Origin of the sequence: Oricola indica (assembly GCF_965227485.1) — a bacterium.
In the GTDB taxonomy this organism is placed as follows: domain Bacteria; phylum Pseudomonadota; class Alphaproteobacteria; order Rhizobiales; family Rhizobiaceae; genus Oricola; species Oricola indica.
This window is the reverse complement of sequence record NZ_OZ245747.1, coordinates 812,723-829,059: the sequence shown is the minus strand read 5'-3', so window position 1 is coordinate 829,059 and position 16,337 is coordinate 812,723. Positions and strand designations below refer to the sequence as shown.

15 protein-coding genes are annotated in these 16,337 nt (G+C 62.7%); 2 read left to right on the top strand and 13 right to left on the bottom strand.

Translation table 11 applies throughout. The features are described 5' to 3' along the window. Positions 1 to 29: 29 nt before the first annotated feature. From ACQK2M_RS04365 to ACQK2M_RS04315, 11 genes are all read right to left on the bottom strand, one after another. Positions 30 to 1,787 carry a hydantoinase B/oxoprolinase family protein gene (locus ACQK2M_RS04365; RefSeq protein WP_425416786.1) on the bottom strand — a complete coding sequence of 586 codons (1,758 nt, stop codon included), beginning with the start codon at positions 1,785 to 1,787 and terminating at the stop codon, positions 30 to 32. Next, the gene (locus ACQK2M_RS04360) at positions 1,780 to 3,855 is read right to left on the bottom strand and encodes a hydantoinase/oxoprolinase family protein (RefSeq protein WP_425416785.1); all 2,076 of its coding nucleotides are present in this window, start codon (positions 3,853 to 3,855) and stop codon (positions 1,780 to 1,782) included. Before ACQK2M_RS04360 ends, ACQK2M_RS04365 begins: the two co-directional genes overlap by 8 nt. A 125-nt stretch (positions 3,856 to 3,980) precedes the next feature. Then, on the bottom strand, positions 3,981 to 4,565 hold the full coding sequence (locus tag ACQK2M_RS04355; RefSeq protein ID WP_425416784.1) for an amino acid synthesis family protein: 585 nt from the start codon (positions 4,563 to 4,565) through the stop codon (positions 3,981 to 3,983). Positions 4,566 to 4,594: 29 nt separating this feature from the next. After that, positions 4,595 to 5,104, bottom strand: coding sequence for a MarR family winged helix-turn-helix transcriptional regulator (locus ACQK2M_RS04350; protein ID WP_223477374.1), 510 nt, complete (start codon positions 5,102 to 5,104; stop codon positions 4,595 to 4,597). Continuing rightward, the gene (locus tag ACQK2M_RS04345) at positions 5,101 to 5,769 is read right to left on the bottom strand and encodes a cysteine hydrolase family protein (protein WP_223477375.1); all 669 of its coding nucleotides are present in this window, start codon (positions 5,767 to 5,769) and stop codon (positions 5,101 to 5,103) included. The genes ACQK2M_RS04350 and ACQK2M_RS04345 overlap by 4 nt, the downstream gene beginning before the upstream one ends. 34 nt (positions 5,770 to 5,803) lie before the next feature. Further along, positions 5,804 to 6,733 (bottom strand): nucleoside hydrolase, encoded by a 930-nt coding sequence (locus ACQK2M_RS04340; RefSeq protein ID WP_223477376.1) that lies wholly within the window; start codon positions 6,731 to 6,733, stop codon positions 5,804 to 5,806. A gap of 10 nt (positions 6,734 to 6,743) precedes the next feature. After that, complete coding sequence (locus tag ACQK2M_RS04335) at positions 6,744 to 7,760, bottom strand: nucleoside hydrolase (protein ID WP_425416783.1); 1,017 nt, start codon at positions 7,758 to 7,760, stop codon at positions 6,744 to 6,746. After that, positions 7,757 to 8,710 carry an ABC transporter permease gene (locus ACQK2M_RS04330; RefSeq protein WP_223477378.1) on the bottom strand — a complete coding sequence of 318 codons (954 nt, stop codon included), beginning with the start codon at positions 8,708 to 8,710 and terminating at the stop codon, positions 7,757 to 7,759. The genes ACQK2M_RS04335 and ACQK2M_RS04330 overlap by 4 nt, the downstream gene beginning before the upstream one ends. Beyond that, positions 8,698 to 9,786 (bottom strand): ABC transporter permease, encoded by a 1,089-nt coding sequence (locus tag ACQK2M_RS04325; protein WP_425416782.1) that lies wholly within the window; start codon positions 9,784 to 9,786, stop codon positions 8,698 to 8,700. Before ACQK2M_RS04325 ends, ACQK2M_RS04330 begins: the two co-directional genes overlap by 13 nt. After that, on the bottom strand, positions 9,783 to 11,309 hold the full coding sequence (locus tag ACQK2M_RS04320; protein ID WP_425416781.1) for an ABC transporter ATP-binding protein: 1,527 nt from the start codon (positions 11,307 to 11,309) through the stop codon (positions 9,783 to 9,785). Before ACQK2M_RS04320 ends, ACQK2M_RS04325 begins: the two co-directional genes overlap by 4 nt. 109 nt (positions 11,310 to 11,418) lie before the next feature. Continuing rightward, on the bottom strand, positions 11,419 to 12,426 hold the full coding sequence (locus ACQK2M_RS04315; RefSeq protein ID WP_425416780.1) for a BMP family lipoprotein: 1,008 nt from the start codon (positions 12,424 to 12,426) through the stop codon (positions 11,419 to 11,421). A gap of 201 nt (positions 12,427 to 12,627) precedes the next feature. Here ACQK2M_RS04315 and ACQK2M_RS04310 point away from each other — a divergent pair, with 201 nt between their 5' ends. Continuing rightward, on the top strand, positions 12,628 to 13,455 hold the full coding sequence (locus ACQK2M_RS04310) for an NAD-dependent epimerase/dehydratase family protein (RefSeq protein ID WP_425416779.1): 828 nt from the start codon (positions 12,628 to 12,630) through the stop codon (positions 13,453 to 13,455). Positions 13,456 to 13,478: 23 nt separating this feature from the next. After that, the gene (locus ACQK2M_RS04305) at positions 13,479 to 14,288 is read left to right on the top strand and encodes an SDR family NAD(P)-dependent oxidoreductase (protein ID WP_425416778.1); all 810 of its coding nucleotides are present in this window, start codon (positions 13,479 to 13,481) and stop codon (positions 14,286 to 14,288) included. Between the two features lie 140 nt (positions 14,289 to 14,428). Here ACQK2M_RS04305 and ACQK2M_RS04300 read toward each other — a convergent pair whose 3' ends face one another. Together ACQK2M_RS04300 and ACQK2M_RS04295 are read right to left on the bottom strand one after the other, a co-directional pair. Beyond that, a complete protein-coding gene (locus ACQK2M_RS04300; protein WP_425416777.1) occupies positions 14,429 to 15,298 on the bottom strand; it encodes a metallophosphoesterase in 870 nt (289 codons plus the stop codon). A 74-nt stretch (positions 15,299 to 15,372) separates the two neighbouring features. Further along, positions 15,373 to 16,266, bottom strand: a complete 894-nt coding sequence (locus ACQK2M_RS04295; protein WP_425416776.1) for a LysR family transcriptional regulator — start codon at positions 16,264 to 16,266, stop codon at positions 15,373 to 15,375. Between the last annotated feature and the right edge of the window lie 71 nt (positions 16,267 to 16,337).

Sequence of the window (16,337 nt, the reverse complement as noted above, 5' to 3'; positions counted from 1 at the left end):
CGGCTTTTTCATGTCGAGATATGAAAGTGTCAGGCGACGTTCGCCCGCCCTTCCCTCAGATCGCGCGTCGCGATCGCATCGACGGTCATGTCCGCGCCGATCTCCACCCCGAACAATTCGCGGGCCTGCTCGCGCGTGTAGTATTCCATCCGCACATCGTGAAGCACCGCTGCGGGATCGCGGTCACGGGCCTTGCCGTATCCGCCGCCGCCCGGCGTGCCGACGCGCACGGTGTCGCCGGCCTTCATCGGAATATCCTGTTCCTTGGTGATATGCTCGGGCCGGTGAACGACGCCGTCGCGTTCGACGATGATCTCGCCCGGCATGCCGTCCTCGCCGCCGATCGCACCCTGCGGGCCGAACTTGCCGTGGTCCATCACGAAGGAAGCCGTGGCGTCGCCGCGTAGCAGCTCGACCTCATATGTGATGCCGAAGCCGCCGCGATGCTCGCCCGCGCCGCCCGAGGCGTCGCGCAGCGAATATTCACGAAAGAAGACCGGGAAGACCTGTTCGGTGATCTCGATCGGCGGGCTCTTGGAAATGCCGATGGTCGAGCATCCGTTCGTCAGACCGTCGCCGTGCGCATGGCCGCCATAGCCGCCGCCGGAGATGTGATACATGACGTAATCGCGACCGAGCAACGGATCGCTGCCGCCAAGCGCGAAATTGCCGCTCGAACCTGCAGGCGCCGCTGTCACCCGGTCGGGCAGAGCCTTGACCATGGCGGAGAAGACCGCTTCGGCGATACGTTGCGAGACTTCCGCCGCACAGCCCGACACCGGGCGCGGATATTTGGCGTAAAGGAACGTGCCGGTCGGGTCGACGATGTCCATGGGATCGAATGCACCGGCGCTCAGCGGAACATCGGGAAAGATATGCCGCATCGCCAGGTAGACCGATGAATGGGTCGTAGCCAGAACGCAGTTCATCGGTCCGCGGCAGGGCGGGCTGGAGCCCGCGAAGTCGAAGACAAGCCGGTTGTCCTCCGTCTTGGTGACCGACAAGGCAATCTTCAGCGGTTCGTTGACGACGCCGTCGGAATCGATGAACGCTTCACCGTGATAGGTGCCGTTTTCGATCAGCGCGATGCAGGATCGCATTTGCTCGCCGGAGCGGACACGCAGCTCGGCGACGGCCTGATCGACGGTGTCGTCGCCATAGCGGTCGAGAAGCTCGATCAGTCGTTCCCGGCCGATCTCGAGCGCCGCGGTCTGCGCGCGAATATCACCGATACGCTGCTCGGCGACGCGGATGTTGGAGGTGATGATCTGGAAGATCTCGTTGTCCATCTTGCCGCGTTTGAAAAGCTTGACCGGCGGGATGCGCAGGCCTTCCTGTTCGACCGACGTCGCCGAGGCGGAGAATCCGCCAGGAACCGTGCCGCCGATATCCGGCCAATGACCGATGTTGGAGAGCCAGCAATAGACCTTGCCATGACGAAAGATCGGCATGGCAAAGCGCACATCCATCAAATGGGTGCCGCCAAGATAGGGATCGTTGACGACATAGATGTCGCCCTCTTCCGGCGGCAGGATCTTTCCGTCGCGAATGAATTCGATGATCGTTCGCGTCGAGGCCTGCATGGTGCCGACAAAGACCGGCAGACCGCCGAGCCCCTGCGCGATCAGCGAACCGTCCTCGGCGGAATAGATGCCGTCGGACCGATCGTCGGCCTCCGCAATGATGGGCGAGAAGGCCGCGCGCGAGAACGTGGTGTCCATTTCGTCGCAAACCTGCTGCAGGCCGGCCTGGATGACGGACAGCGTGATGGAGTCGAGCTTAGTCACGCGCTTCTCCCCGAATGTGAATGATGATGTTGCCCTCGCCGCAGCCCTCAGCGACGCAGCCGGGCGGAAGCACTGTGGTCGCGTCGAACTGCGCCAGGATCGCCGGCCCCTCGATGCGTGCCAGAAGCGGCAGCTTCTCCCGTTCGTAGATCGCCGCGTCCATCCACGCGCCGTCGAACCAGACTTTTCGCGTGCCCATGCGCGCGGCCTCGATCGTCTCGGCACGTTCGGCGCGCGGTATGAGGTCGGCGAGCGGCGCCGGCTCGCGCAAGCCGATCACCGAAGTGTTGACGTTGACGATCAGCGCCCGAACCTCTGGCAAACGGACGCGGAACCGTTTGAAATAGGCTTCCTCGAACAGCATCTGGATCGCGTCCATGTCATCGACTTTGCCGTCGATCGGCACGCGAATGAGGTGGGTCTGGCCGGCGAACTGCATGTCGAGGCTGTGTTCCATGCGGATTTCGACCGGTCGGATCGTTTCCGCGGAGAGCGCGGCTTGTCCGGCTTCGACCTGCGTCTCGATCATGCTGTTGAGCTCGGCCGGCTCGACATCGTGAACGAGCATGTTGAGCGTGTTGACGTAGTCGTGCTGCAGATCCGCCACCACGCAGCCAATGGCGTTGGTGATCCCCGGCCGGGCAGGGACGAACACGCGCGGGATTCCGAGTTCCTTCGCGAGGTCCGCGGCATGGAGCGGGCCGGCTCCGCCGAAAGCGTAAAGCATCAGTTCGCGCGGATCGTTGCCCTTGGCCAGCGACACCATGCGGATGGCGCCAGCCATTTTCAGGTTGGCGATCTTGAGAACCGCGCCTGCCGCTTCCATCGCATCGACGCCGAGCGGTCCGGCGAGCTTGTCCTCGAAAATGGCCGTCAGCGCGTCGATCGACACCGTTTTGTCGACAGCCAGAAGACGCTCGGGATCGAGACGTCCGAGGAGCAGATTGGCGTCGGTGATCGTCGGCTCGACACCGCCCCGGCCGAAACAGATCGGCCCGGGCATCGAACCCGCGCTCTGGGGCCCGACCGTGAGGAGACCCGCGTCATTGACCTTGGCGATGGAGCCGCCTCCCGCCCCGATCGTGTGAACGTCGACCATCGGGACGTGGATCGGCATCGCATATTCGACTTCGATCTCGTTGGAGATCAGCGGCCTGCTGCCACGGATCAGGGCCACGTCCGAGGACGTGCCGCCCATGTCATATGTGATGAGATCCGTATGGCCGGCGCGCGCGGCGGTCCGCGCCGCCGCAATCACGCCAGACGCAGGCCCCGACATCACCGTCTTCGCCGCTTCTCCGACGACGAGAGAGGAGGAGGTCGTCCCGCCGTTTCCGTTCATCATCAGGAAATCGCGGGAATAGCCGTCCTTGAGAAGCTGGTTGCGCAACCGGTCGACGTAACGCTGCAGAATAGGCTGCACCGAGGCGTTGACCGCCGCTGTCACCCCGCGTTCGTATTCACGCGCTTCCGACAGCAATGCGTGCCCTGTCGTGATGAAACCGTTGGGCCACATATCGCGCGCGATTTCCGCCGCCCGGATCTCGTGGGCCGGATTCTTGTAGGCATGCAGGAAATGGATCACCAGTCCTTCGCACCCGGCGTCGATCAGGCTGCGCACCGCGAGGCGGAACTCATCCTCGTCGAGCGGGTGACGCACCTGGCCGGTGGCCTCCATCCGCTCGCTGACTTCGAGGCGAAGATTGCGCGGCACCAACGGCACGAAGGAGCCGACCATGCCGTAAGGTTGAGGTCGCGTCCGCCGGCCAAGCTCGATGACGTCCCTGAACCCCCTGGTGGTGATCAGGCCGGCTTTGGCGAGACGGCGCTCGAGCAGCGCATTGGTGGTGGTCGTCGTCCCGTGGATGACGAGGTCGATGTCGGAGGCCTTGTAGCCCGACTGCGAAATCACACTGAGAACCGCGCGCGACTGGTCGTCAGGGGTCGTCGGCACCTTGCCGATCCTGACGCCGCCGCTTTCGGAATCGAGCACGATGAGGTCGGTAAACGTGCCGCCGACATCGATACCCGCGACCACTCCGCGAAATCTGTCCTCAGCTTCAGCCATGGGAATTTTCATTCTTTCCGTATGTTGTTGGCCGGCCCGAACCGTTTGGAACGGCCGGCATATTTAGTTTGTACACGAAGTAATTTTCCAACGCGAGATACCGCGTTGGCAAAAATATCCCCCGTCTAGCGCTGGCCGTCCCGCACCTTGATGTCGGAAGCCGCCAGACCGCCCATGCGGGCATGCACGCGCGAACCGCAAGCCATCACGAGCGCCAGCAAAAGCTCGTCGGGACGCGGACCGTCGGGAATGCCGACTTCCATCGCGTCGAAGTGACTGCGCACATAGGCGGCGTTGATGTGGCCGATCGGAATGTCTATCCGCGCGCCGAAACCACCGACCTTTTTCGCCGAAGGAACGATCGCCAGCGCCTCGCCCAGCGTCTCGCGCATCGCATAGCCGCCCGGAACATGCCACAGCGCGCCGTGTTCGAGTTCGCCGGCCGTGCCGACGATCACGCCCTTGCCATAGGCATCGATCGCGGTGCTGTCGCCGCCGAGCGCATCGATGAGCTTTTCCGTCATCATCACGCCGAGCGGCTTGAGGTCTTCCATGCCTTCCTGGATTTCCTCGACGTAGCGCTCCGCATAGGGGTTGGAGACGACCGCCAGGGCCGCCGCACGGCGCCGGGGCGTCTGTGCGACAGGGCCGCCGTCATGGAAGATCTCTTCGGTAACGACGGAGATCTTCCGGATCGCGAAATTGGGCATTCAGTATCCTTTCGGTCATTGTCGCGCGGTCAGCGCGCGATTTTCTTGATCAGTTCGATGAAGCGCTTGCGGTCGCGCTGATTGAGAGGCGCGAGCAATTCGTCGCTCACCGCCTGGGAGATCGGCAGAACCTCGAAGGTGAAATCGAAGCCCTTGGGGGTAAGCTGGATGAGATTGACGCGCTGGTCCTGCTCCGAGACCACCCTTTGGGTCAGTCCGAGCGAATCCAGGCGCTTGAGAAGCGGGCTGAGCGTGGCGGTATCGATCGCGGTGATCTTGCCGATCCGGTTCTGCGGAAGATCGCCGTAGCGGAGCAATGTCGCCAGCACCGCGACCTGCGTTGGCGTGACTGCGTACCCTTCGAAGGCCTTCTGAAAAAGCGCCGTGCCCCGCTGGTGCGCCAGGCGCACCAGGTGGGCATTGTGGTCTTCGAGAACGTAGCCGATCTCCTTGAGCCGCCGGTCAATTTCCGCCGGCGAAGGCCTGTCATCCAAAACCGGACTTTCGCCGCCTTCTCGCTCCTCGATGCGCTCTGTCATTGGGCGGCCATTCCGGGAGCCATGTCTTCCTCAAACACCTGATTAAGGATCGTCTTGCCCGAGGACAGGCCTTCTATGACGGTGTCGGTCTCGGCGACCGTGCCGAAATGCGTGGCAATATCGTAGAGCGTCGAGACATGCTCGCGCGGCCCGGTGGCGGCGCAGGCATCGTGCGGGACGACCACGTCATAGCCCTGGAAGAAGGCGTCATGCACCGTCGAGCGGACGCAGATGTTGGTCACCACACCGCAAACGACCACCTGGGAGATCTGCATGTCTTTCAGCAGAAGATCCATATCCGTCTGGAAGAAGGCCGAATAGCGATGCTTGATGACGTAGAGATCGTCCTCGCGCGGCTCGAGATCCTCGATGATCTCGGTCGCCCAGGTATTTTCGACGCCGTGCGGCGTGCGCTTGAGGAATTCCCGGTCCTGCCGCATGTTCTTGCGGTGGGAGTCGATCACGAAGATGACAGGCACGTCGTTGGCGCGCGCTGCCGCGATCAAGGCCTTCTGCTGCGGCATCAGTTTTTCATAGCCCGGCAGAACCATTTTCCCGCCCGGCTTGCAGAATTCATTGATCATGTCGACGACGATCAGGGCCGTTTTCTTCGAATCGAGAACCGTCGAACCTTCCTGCCGGTGTGCAGAAAATACATCTTGCATCGCTTTTACTCCCTTTCTATCGCCCGCTGCCGTTTCAGTCTTCCAGCGACCGGTAGAGCATCTCAAAAAACTTAGCCGAGTTGACTTGCGAGGCCAACTTTACGTTGGGCTCGAGACCATTAAGCTTGAAATAGTCCGCGACCGTCGCGCCGAACGTATGGGTGCCGGTCCGGTCGATCGAGACATGCGCCTCGCGCGTTTCGATAAGCGTCGGATCGACAACAACGGCAAGCGCCAGCGGATCATGCAGCGCGCCGCCGATTCCCATCTGGCCGCGGTGAAGCTTCTCATAGAATTTCAGCCAGTCGAAAACCACGCGCGACAGCGGCGTGTCGATCTTCTCGATGGCCGCGAATTCGTCTTCCTCGACCAGCACGTGCATCGTCACGTCAAGGCCGACCATGGTGATGTCGAGGCCGCTCGCGAGCACGATCTCGGCGGCTTCCGGATCGCAGAAGATGTTGAATTCCGTCGGCGTGATGATCTCGCTGCGGCGGTAGAACGCCCCGCCCATCAGCACCACCTTCTCAATCTTGGAAAGCAGTTCCGGGTATTTGAGAACCAGCATGCCGATATTGGTCAGCGGTCCGGTGGGGACCAGCACGATCGGCTCCTCCGCCTCGCGCAGTTTGGCGGCGAGGAAATCGACGCCATGCACAGGGACGGCTTCGACCGTCGGTTCCGGGAGGTAAGGCGAACCGTCGAGACCGCTCGGTCCGTCGGCGGTTCCGAGCACCAGCGGACGCGCCAGCGGGGAGGCGCAGCCGGCGGCGATCGGCACGTCGCTTGCGCCGAGAAGCTCCATGATCCGCCGTGCATTGATGGTCGTGCGCGCCAGTGGCGCATTGCCGCAAACAGTCGTCACGGCCACAAGTTCGATCTCGGGCAGCCTGTGGGCCATCAGAAGCGCAATCGCATCGTCATGACCCGGATCGCAATCGATTATGACCTTGATTGGTTTCACGAACCCGCTCCTACGCCAATGTGCCGATGGAAGACTTGAACAGCTTGAGGAACGACCGGCCGTCGAGCCCCTTGCAGATGCGCGTCGTTTCGGGTCCATCGAACGACAGGATCTGCCGTCCGGTGAAAGCGACGGTCTGGCCCCGAACCAGCCGTTCGTGCAGCGCGACATCAACGAAAAGCGGTTCCGTCATTTCAAAGAACTCCGGATGCGTGACCGCCGCCACCGCGATCGCGTCATCGAGGGGGAACCCGACCAGATGGAAGAACTCCCGCCAGATATCGATATAGATCGGGAAATTCTCGCAGATGTGCCTGACCACCTTGCTGTCGGGATGGTCGGCGGCAAGATCCGCCAGATCGTCGCGTGTCAGCATCGACGGGGCGACCCTGTTGTCCTCGCAGATGTCGAGCGGCACCAGAACGACCGGCGCGCCGGAGCGCAGCACGACGCGCGCGGCCTCGGGGTCTGCCCAGATATTGTATTCCGACACCGGCGTGATGTTGCCGGGCGTCGTGAAGCAACCGCCGAGCACGACGATCTGCTTGACCAGTTGCGCGATATCCGGAGCCATGTCGAGCGCCATGGCGACATTGGTCTGCGGCCCGGTCGCCACGATTGATATCTCGCCGGGATTGGCGCGTACGGTCTCGATGATGAAGTCGACCGCATGCTTGTCCATCGCCTTGCGTATCGGTGTCGGCGCGGGCGGATTGAACTTCTTCAGGCGTTCGCCAAAACGGTCCTTGAGCTGTTTCTCGAAGTGGACCGGAGCTTCCATGTCCTCCTTCGAATTGCCGACGATCGGCCGCCAGGCGCCCGCCGCGACCGGCAGATCGTCCCTGCCCGCCAGCGTAGCCGTGTTGAGAACCACGTTGGTCACCTGTTCGATGGGGCCGGCCGCACCTGTGACCGCGGTGACGCCCTCGAGCTGGATGAAATCGGATCCGAGCGCGAAAAGGATGGCGAGAATATCGTCGCCAGCCGAGTCCACGTCGAGAATGATCCTGTGCTTGGTGGCTGTCATGCTTTCTCACGCCTGATGAGTTGAAGGGATTCCGCCGTCTCGCGCAGTGTTTTCGGACGCTGCCGATAGGTCAGCAGGAAGAGCGCGCCGAGAGTGACCAGATACGGTACCGTCAGAACCAGATAGGAGGAGAGCCCGAAGGTCTGCAGCCGGAGCGACAGCGCGTCGGCGAAACCGAAGAGCAGGCAGCCAAACAGCACCTTCACGGGATCGCCGATGGAGAAGATCAACACGGCGACCGCCATGAAGCCGCGGCCCGACGACATGTTCTCGGCGAACATCGTTATATATCCGAGCGAAAGGTGCGCGCCGGCAAGGCCCGCGAACAGGCCGCAGAGCAGCGAGGCGATATGCTGCATGAGCCCTGTTGGAATGCCGAGCGATTCCGCAGCCGCCGGCTTCTCACCCGCAACGCGAATATGGAGCCCGAGCCGCGTACGGTAGATGATCACCCACACCACGAAAACGAAGATGAAGGCGAGGTAGATCAGCGGCGTGAAACTGCCGAGCGCCTTGCCGAGCGAGCCGAGGTCTTCGACAATCGGAATATGCATCCGGGGCAGTCCGACAATGTCGCCGCTGACGATTGAACCGCGCGTGCCGAAGATCGCCTTGGTCAGGGTGATCGTCAGCCCGCCCGCGAGGATGTTCAGGGCGAGCCCCACGACGACCTCGTTTGCACGCAGGGTGACGACGAAGATCGAAAAGGTCAGCGCCACGCACATGGCCGCGAGCACCCCGATCGCCACTCCGCCCCACGCCGATTGCGTCCAGATCGAGCCCAGGACCGCGAAGAACGCGCCGATAAGCATCTGACCTTCCAGGCCGATATTGAAAATGCCGGCCTTGGTGGTGAAGGTACCGCCGAGCGCAACCAGCAGGATCGGGGCCGTTGTCCGCAGCGTCGCCGAGATCAGCGACACATTGAAGATGGTTTCTAGAACCTCCAACGTCGTTCTCCCTGGTTGCTGTCCCGCCGGCGGCGCAGAAGGACTTGCGCTGAAACGCACAGGATGATGAAGGCCTGGAAAACCGTGATGACCTCCCGCGAGGCGTTGGTTTCCACCTCCATGAGCAGAGATCCGGCGCGCAGCGCACCGAAGAAGATGGCGGTGAAGATCACGCCGATCGGGCTTCCGTTCGCCAGAAGAGCGGCGATCACGCCATCGAAGCCGAAGCCGGGAGCGAAGCCCTCCATGAAGCGATGGTGGACGCCGAGCGTTTCGACGCCGCCGGCCAGACCGCCGACCGCGCCGGAGCAAAGCAACACGATCAGGATGTTCCGCCGCACGGGGATACCGCCATACTCGGCGAACTTCATGTTCGAGCCCATCGTGTTCATTTCGTAGCCGGTCGAGGTCCGGGTAAGGAACAGGTGAAACCCGACGGCGAGCGCCAGTCCGATGAACAGCCCGAAATTGAGCCGCGAGAAGTCGAAGAGTTGCGGAAGGTAGGCGGTCGTCGCAATCGGAGCGGTTTCCGACCATCCGCCAGGACGCTTGAACACGTCGATCGTCAGATATGAAGTGAGCAGGATCGCCACGTAGTTGGACAGGATCGTGGAGACAACCTCATTGGTGCCGAAGCGGGCGCGGAAGAAGGCCGGGATCAGGATCCACAATCCGCCGGCAACGACCGCGGCCCCGAGCGCGACGACCATGTGAAGTCCCGCCGGCAGAGCGAACTGGAAGCCGACGAAGGCGGCGGCGAAACCACCCATGTAGAGCTGCCCCTCAACACCGATGTTAAACAGCCCGCCGCGCAGCGCGATGCAGGCGGCCACGCCAGCGATGATGATTGGCGTCGCCTGCAGCAGCGAACCGGCGATCCGCTCGCTGCTGCCGAAGGCGCCGCGCAGAAGCGTGGTGAAGACCAGGATCGGATCCTCACCCACCAACATGACAATGATACCGCCGCCTATAATGGCGATGACCAGGGCGACCATCTGCCCGAGAAGGCCTTCCAGCCAGGCAGGCAATTGCCTGCCCGCGCGCGCGGTGGGCGTGGTGTCGGCTTCAGTGCTCATGCCGCTTGATCCGAGCTGCGCGAACCGCCCGCCATAAGATATCCGATTTCCTCTTCGGTCGTGTTCTCCGGATCGACCGCGCCGGCAATGCTTCCTGCGAACATTACGAAAACCCTGTCTGCCAGCGCCAGTATCTCGTCGATTTGCACGGAAATCAGAAGAATGGCTGCCCCGGCGTCGCGCCGCTGAATGATCTCGTCGTGAATGCCTTCCATGGCGCCGATATCGACGCCGCGGGTGGGCTGGTCGATCAGGATGAGCGGCATGTGCTGCGAAAACTCGCGGGCGACGACGACCTTCTGCATGTTGCCGCCGGACAGGGTTTTCACTGTGACGTTCTCGTCCCTGGCGCGAATATCGAAACGCTGCATGAGTTCGCGCGCCAAATCCCTGACCGCACTCCAGCGGATCAACCCGTTCTTCGCCCATGGCTCGGAGCGCTGCCGCCCCATCAGTATGTTGGCGCTGATATTGGCGGTCGCATTGACCCCGCGAACAAGTCGATTGGCTGGCACATGGGCAAGACCGGCCGCGCGCATGTGGCGCGGGTCGCTGCCCTCAACCGCCTGACCGTTCAGAAATATCTCGCCGTGGCTCGGCGCGCGCAGGCCGGAAACGACTTCGGACAACTCGGTCTGGCCGTTGCCGTCAACGCCGACGATCCCGACGATCTCGCCAGACCGGACCTCGAGGTCGATCCCGCGCAGCGCCGGCAGACCACGATCGTCACGCGCGAAGACGTCGCGCAGTTCGAGGATAGCATGACCGGAAATCGGCTTGCGGTCGCGGCGGTCGAAATTGACCTCGCGCCCGACCATCATGTTGACGAGCGAGTCCTCGTCGAGTTCCTTCGTCGGACGCGTGCCGACCACCGCCCCGTCGCGCAGCACCGTTACCGTGTCGGACACCTCGAGCACCTCGGAAAGATGGTGCGAGATGAAGATCACGGTCATTCCGGCATCCGCGAAGCGCCGGATGATACGAAAGAGATCGCGGCTCTCCTGGGGCGTGAGCACCGCCGTCGGCTCGTCGAGAATGACGACATTGGCGCCCCGCGCCAGGACCTTGAGAATTTCGACGCGCTGCTCGGCGCCGACCGAGAGCTCGTGGATCTTGCGATCGGGATCGATCTGCAGACCGAACTCCTCGGACAACGCCCTCGCCTTGTCCGACTGGGCCTTGCGGTCGACCAGACCGGCTTTGGTGATTTCCATGCCGAGAAAGATGTTCTCGGCGACCGTCAGCGACGGCACCAGCTTGAAATGCTGATGCACCATGCCGAGCCCCAGGCCAATCGAGGTGCGCGGCGATTCCATCACCACGGGTTTGCCGTCGATCTGGATTTCGCCACTGTCGGGCTGCATCAGCCCGAAGAGGATGTTCATCAGCGTCGTCTTGCCCGCGCCGTTCTCGCCGACGAGGGCGTGAATCTCGCCATGGCGGACGCCGAAGCTGACATCCCGGTTTGCGGCGACCGGACCGAAATTCTTCGACACACCGATCATCTCAACGGCGAAGGCCATAGCGGTCAATTCCAGGTTTGCAACGTCATTCGAACGGTAATGGGTCGGGCCGGCAGGCGTTCTGCGCAGTGGTTTGGGAGGGAGCAACGCCGCCCGCCGGCCGATTCTGTTACTGGTTGAGCGTCACCGAGATCGAGCCGTCCGCGATTCCCGCGCGAACTTCCTCGAGCTTGGTCATCACGTCCTCGGGGATCATGTCCGCAACATCGTCGCAGACCTTGAGCTCGATGCCGCCGGCGGCCACGCCGTAGGAGACCGGGCCGGCCTTGACCGGCGCGCTTCCGTCAACCTCGCCCTTGATCACGTCATAGACGGCCACATCGGCGCGCTTGAGCATGGAGGCGAGGATATGGCCGGGAGCCGTCGGACACTGGTCGATATCGACGCCAACAGCGTATTTGTCCGCGACCTTGGCGGCCTGCAGCACGCCCTCGCCGGTCGGGCCGGCAGCCTGATAGATGACATCGACGCCCTGACCGTAGAGGGTCATCGCGAGTTCGGAGCCCTTGGCCGGATCGTCGAAGGTGCCCGAGAAGACGCTCGAGACGGATACGCCGTCGGACTGTTCGTCGACGCCCTGCTCGTAGCCCATCAGGAAGTTGCGGATGACCGGTATGTCGCGACCGCCGATGAAACCGACCTGGCTGCCGGAATCGAAGCCTTCGACGCCCTGCTCGGTCAGCATGCTCGTCAGCGCACCGACGAGATAGGAGCCTTCCTCCTCGACGAAGTCGATATAGGTCATCGTTTCGCTCTCGAGGATGCCGTCGATGAAGATGAATTTCTGGTCGGGATAGGCGGCGTTGGACTTCTGCAGCGCGTCCACGAGCTCCCATCCCATGACGAAGACGAGATCGTATTCACCGTCTTTCGCGATGTTGTTGAACTGCTCTTCATAGTCGAGCGCGCGGTTGCCCGTGTCCACGATCTTGACCTCGACGTCGAAGTCCTGCTCGGCCTTCTTCAGACCGTTGACAATCGCGATGCCGAAGCCCTGTGAAAAGTAGCCCGAGATCGCCGCTACCTTGAGCGTGTCGGCGGAAGCCGCCGAAATTCCTGCGGTCATGGCACCGAGCATCGCTGTCCCGGCCGCCAGATTTCTGATGTTCGCCTTCATGTCTGTTCTCCGTTTCTACAGATACTCCGAACGCCCGTTTGCCGGCAGTCTCGCGTGGCTCTTGACGAGTTTATTTGTTCGTGTACGAATTAAAGTTGGAAGCAAAGACGGACTGTTGTCAAGTCGGCTTTCGCAACAAAAACCTCCGGAAATGCACTTTCCGGACACGTATTTCCACCGCTTCTCGATCGGAGATCCGGGATGACAAAGCACGCCATTGTGACAGGCGCCGCCGGCCTTCTGGGCAGCCACGTCACCTCTGCCTTCAGGAGCCGTGGCTACACGGTTACCGCTCTGGACGTCACGGGCGCGCCCGGCGTCGACCAGATCGACCTGACGAAGCTCGACGCCGCCATGGAGGCGATCGGTCCCGCCGATTGCATGGCGCATATCGCCTCTCTGCCGCGGCCGGTCGGCTACGAGACCGAGGACGTTTTCCGCATCAACATGACGCTCATGTTCAACGTGCTGACGGCGATGGAACGGAGCGGAATCGAGAAGATGATCTTCGCCTCCTCCTTCAGCGTTCTCGGCCTGCCATTCGCGCCGAGGCCCGTCGAGATCGGCTATTTTCCCGTCGATGAGCATCACCCGCAGGCGCCGCAGGACGTCTACGCCGTGACCAAATGGCTCGGCGAGGAAATGGTCGACGCATGGACGCGCCGCACCGGCCATTCGGCCGCCAGCATCCGCATGCCGTGGATCCAGACCGCGAAGAGCTTTCCCGAACAGGTCGGTCCGCGCCGCGACCGCGAGGAAGCCGGCCTCGATCTCTGGGCCTATATCGATGCCCGCGATGCGGGCCGGGCCTTCGTGCAAGCCGCCGAAGCCGATATCGCGGGCCATGAGCGCTTCTTCATTTCCGCCGCCGACACCTATTCCGAACGCGAGACGGCGAGCCTCCTCGACGAAACCTATCCGGCCGTCGAACGCCGGACGCCCCTTCCCGGGCACACGGCGCTCCTGAGCAACGACCGTGCGGCCGAATTGATCGGCTACGCGCCGGAATATGGCTGGCGCGACTACTGAAAAACCGAATGAAAGCAAACGACATGGCTGACACTTTCGACGGCAAAACCGTGCTGATCACCGGCGGTGCCGGCGCCATCGGCTCCGCGACCGCGCGGATCTTCCTCAAACGCGGCGCGAATGTCCTTCTCGTCGACCTCGACGCCAAGGGCCTTGAACAGGTGGCCGAAGGGCTCGCCGCGCCCGGCAAGGTCAAGACCAAGGCCGGCGATGTTTCCGATGCCGAAGTGATGAAGGGCGCGGTCGCGTCCGCTGTCGAAACCTTCGGCGCGCTCGACATGGCCTTCAACAATGCCGGCATTTCCGGCGAGGTCGCGCCCGTTCACGAACTGCCGCTCAACGAGTGGGACAGGATGGTCCGCGTCAACCTGCGCTCGATGTTCGTCTCGCTGCAGGCGGTCGCCGCCGAGATGGTGAAGTCAGGCAGGGGCGGCGCGATCGTCAACATGGGCTCGTCAATGGCCGGATGGGATGTTCTCGCCGGTGGCGCCGGCTACGTGTCGACCAAACACGCGGTGGTGGGCCTCACCAAGTCCGCCGCCTTCGACCTCGCGCCGCACGGCATTCGCGTCAACGCGGTCTGCCCCGGCGTGATCGAAACGACGCTCGGGGTGCCCGGCCTGCGCAAGGGCCACACGGACGGCCAGTCCCAGGTGGAGAAATTCGCCAGCCGCATCCCGTCCAAGCGCATCGGCCAGGTGGAAGATGTCGCCGAAGTCGTGGCCTTTCTCGCCTCCGACGCCGCCCGCCATGTCAACGGCGCCGCCTGGCTCATCGACGGCGGCCAGACGCTGCAGAGTTTCGCGAACGGACCGGATTCCGGCGGATATTAGTCCTGGTCGCGGCGAGCAGGGAGAAAACGCCGGACGCCGATGAACCGCCCTTCCGTGTGCGCCTCATACGTCCGTCTCTCTGATCATGACGGCTCTCTCCGAAATCGGGAGGGGGTCCGGACCTGAATTGCGCAAGCGCTTTACATCAGGCCCAAATGCCGTGGGAACGCCTCGCCGTCCGGCTCCTGGATCCAGCCATCCTCGCCGGTCTCCTGCCACGTCACCTTGTCCTCGTCGAGGAAATCGACCGAATGGATGACGACATCGTCGTCTTCGAGAAAGCAGACATTGTAGTTCGGCTGCAATTCGCCATGGCCCATGCGGTGCGCATTGCCGGAGAAATCCGGCCAGCAGGCGTGGTTGGTCGACCGAGGGGCCGAAAACGGAATGCCGCCGGTGGAACCGCTCAGCGTAAAATGGCAGTGGCCGAAGAACATGTGGCGCACCGTGTCGCGATAGCGCGCCAGCAGGGCCTTCAGTTCGGCTTCCTCGCGAATGCCGATCAGGTCGGCATTGGCGACATGCACAGTCGTCGGGTTGTGATGCATGAAGAGCCATGCCGGCTTGCCTTGCGCCGCGGCGTCATCGAGCACGGATTCCAGCCATTTGCGCCGGACTTCGCAAAAGGATCCGCCATGCTCGCCCTGCATGACCGTGTCCAAATAGACGAAGATCCCGGCCAAGGTCTCCTCGGTCCACTGGATGAAGCCGTCCGCATCGCGCGCGGCAGCGGGAAAGGCAGCGGTAAAATTCTCCCGGTCGTCGTGATTGCCGATCAGAAGGCGCGGCGCCTTTGAGCCGCGCAGCGAACTTCCGGCAAGTATGTTCTTAAGCATCGCATAGCTTCCCGGCCGACCGTGATGTGTCAGATCGCCGGTGATGACGATCCGGTCGGCATCGCCCTGATGCGCTTCGACATGCGCGAGGCACTTCCGGAAATTCTCTACGGGGTCGAGACCGAGGATCGGTTCGGGATTGATGTGGATGTCGGAGATGTGAACGAGTTTCATGTCGGGATCCGAGGTCGCGAATTTTCCGTCCCATAGACCCCCGGCTTGTCATATCCGTGACAGGACCGGCCGGATTACCGGGTCGACCTGACGAACCGCCCCGCATCCGATTTCACCGCATCGGCGAGGAATGCCGTCGCGGCCTTGATGCGGGCGAGGCCGCGCAGGCTTTCGTGATGGACGATCCAGTAGGATCGCTGCGCGGACAAATCCGGGAGCACCGCAACGAGATCCTCGTGGCCGGACGCCAGGTAGTCGTGCAGAACGCCGATGCCCGCACCGGCCCGCACGGCTTCGAGCTGACCGGTCGCGCTCGAAATCTCGATCCGGGATCGCCAGCCGGACCAGAAGGTCGGGGCATAGTTCAGCGATGCCGAATAGATCAGGTCCTCGACATAGCCGACGAGACGGTGGGTTCGAAGATCTTCGGTCGTCACGGGCAGACCGCGGTTTTCGACATAGCTGCGCGCCGCGTAGAGACCGAGCGTGTAGTCGGTCAGTTTCTGTGCGATCAGCCGCCCCTGCTCCGGTCGGCCGACCATGACGGCGATATCGGCCTCGCGCTTCGACAATGAGAAGGCCTGCGGCACCGGCACGAGCTGAACCGTGAGACCCGGATGGCGCTCGGCAAGCGTCGCGAGCCGCGGCGCGAGAAACGAGACGCCGAAACCGTCCGGCGCACCGATGCGCACCGTGCCGGAAACCTCCGGGCCCGAATGGTCGAACAGCGATTGCGCCTGCAGGAATTCGGCCTCCGCCCGTTCGAGCGACGCGGCCAGCGCCTCGCCCTCATCCGTCAGTTCGCATCCGGTCGCGCGCCGGATCAGGAGATTGGCGCCCAATTGCTGCTCCAGCGTCGCCATGCGCCGGCTGAGCGTCGCCTGATTGATGCCCAGCGCCTTCGCGGCACCGAGCATCTGCCCGGCCCGCGCCACCGCCAAGAACAATCGCCCGTCTTCCCAGTTCATGATTTCATCCTATGCGTTTTTGCATAACGACTTTGAATATTATCTCATTGTTATGAAAATAACGAAATGGG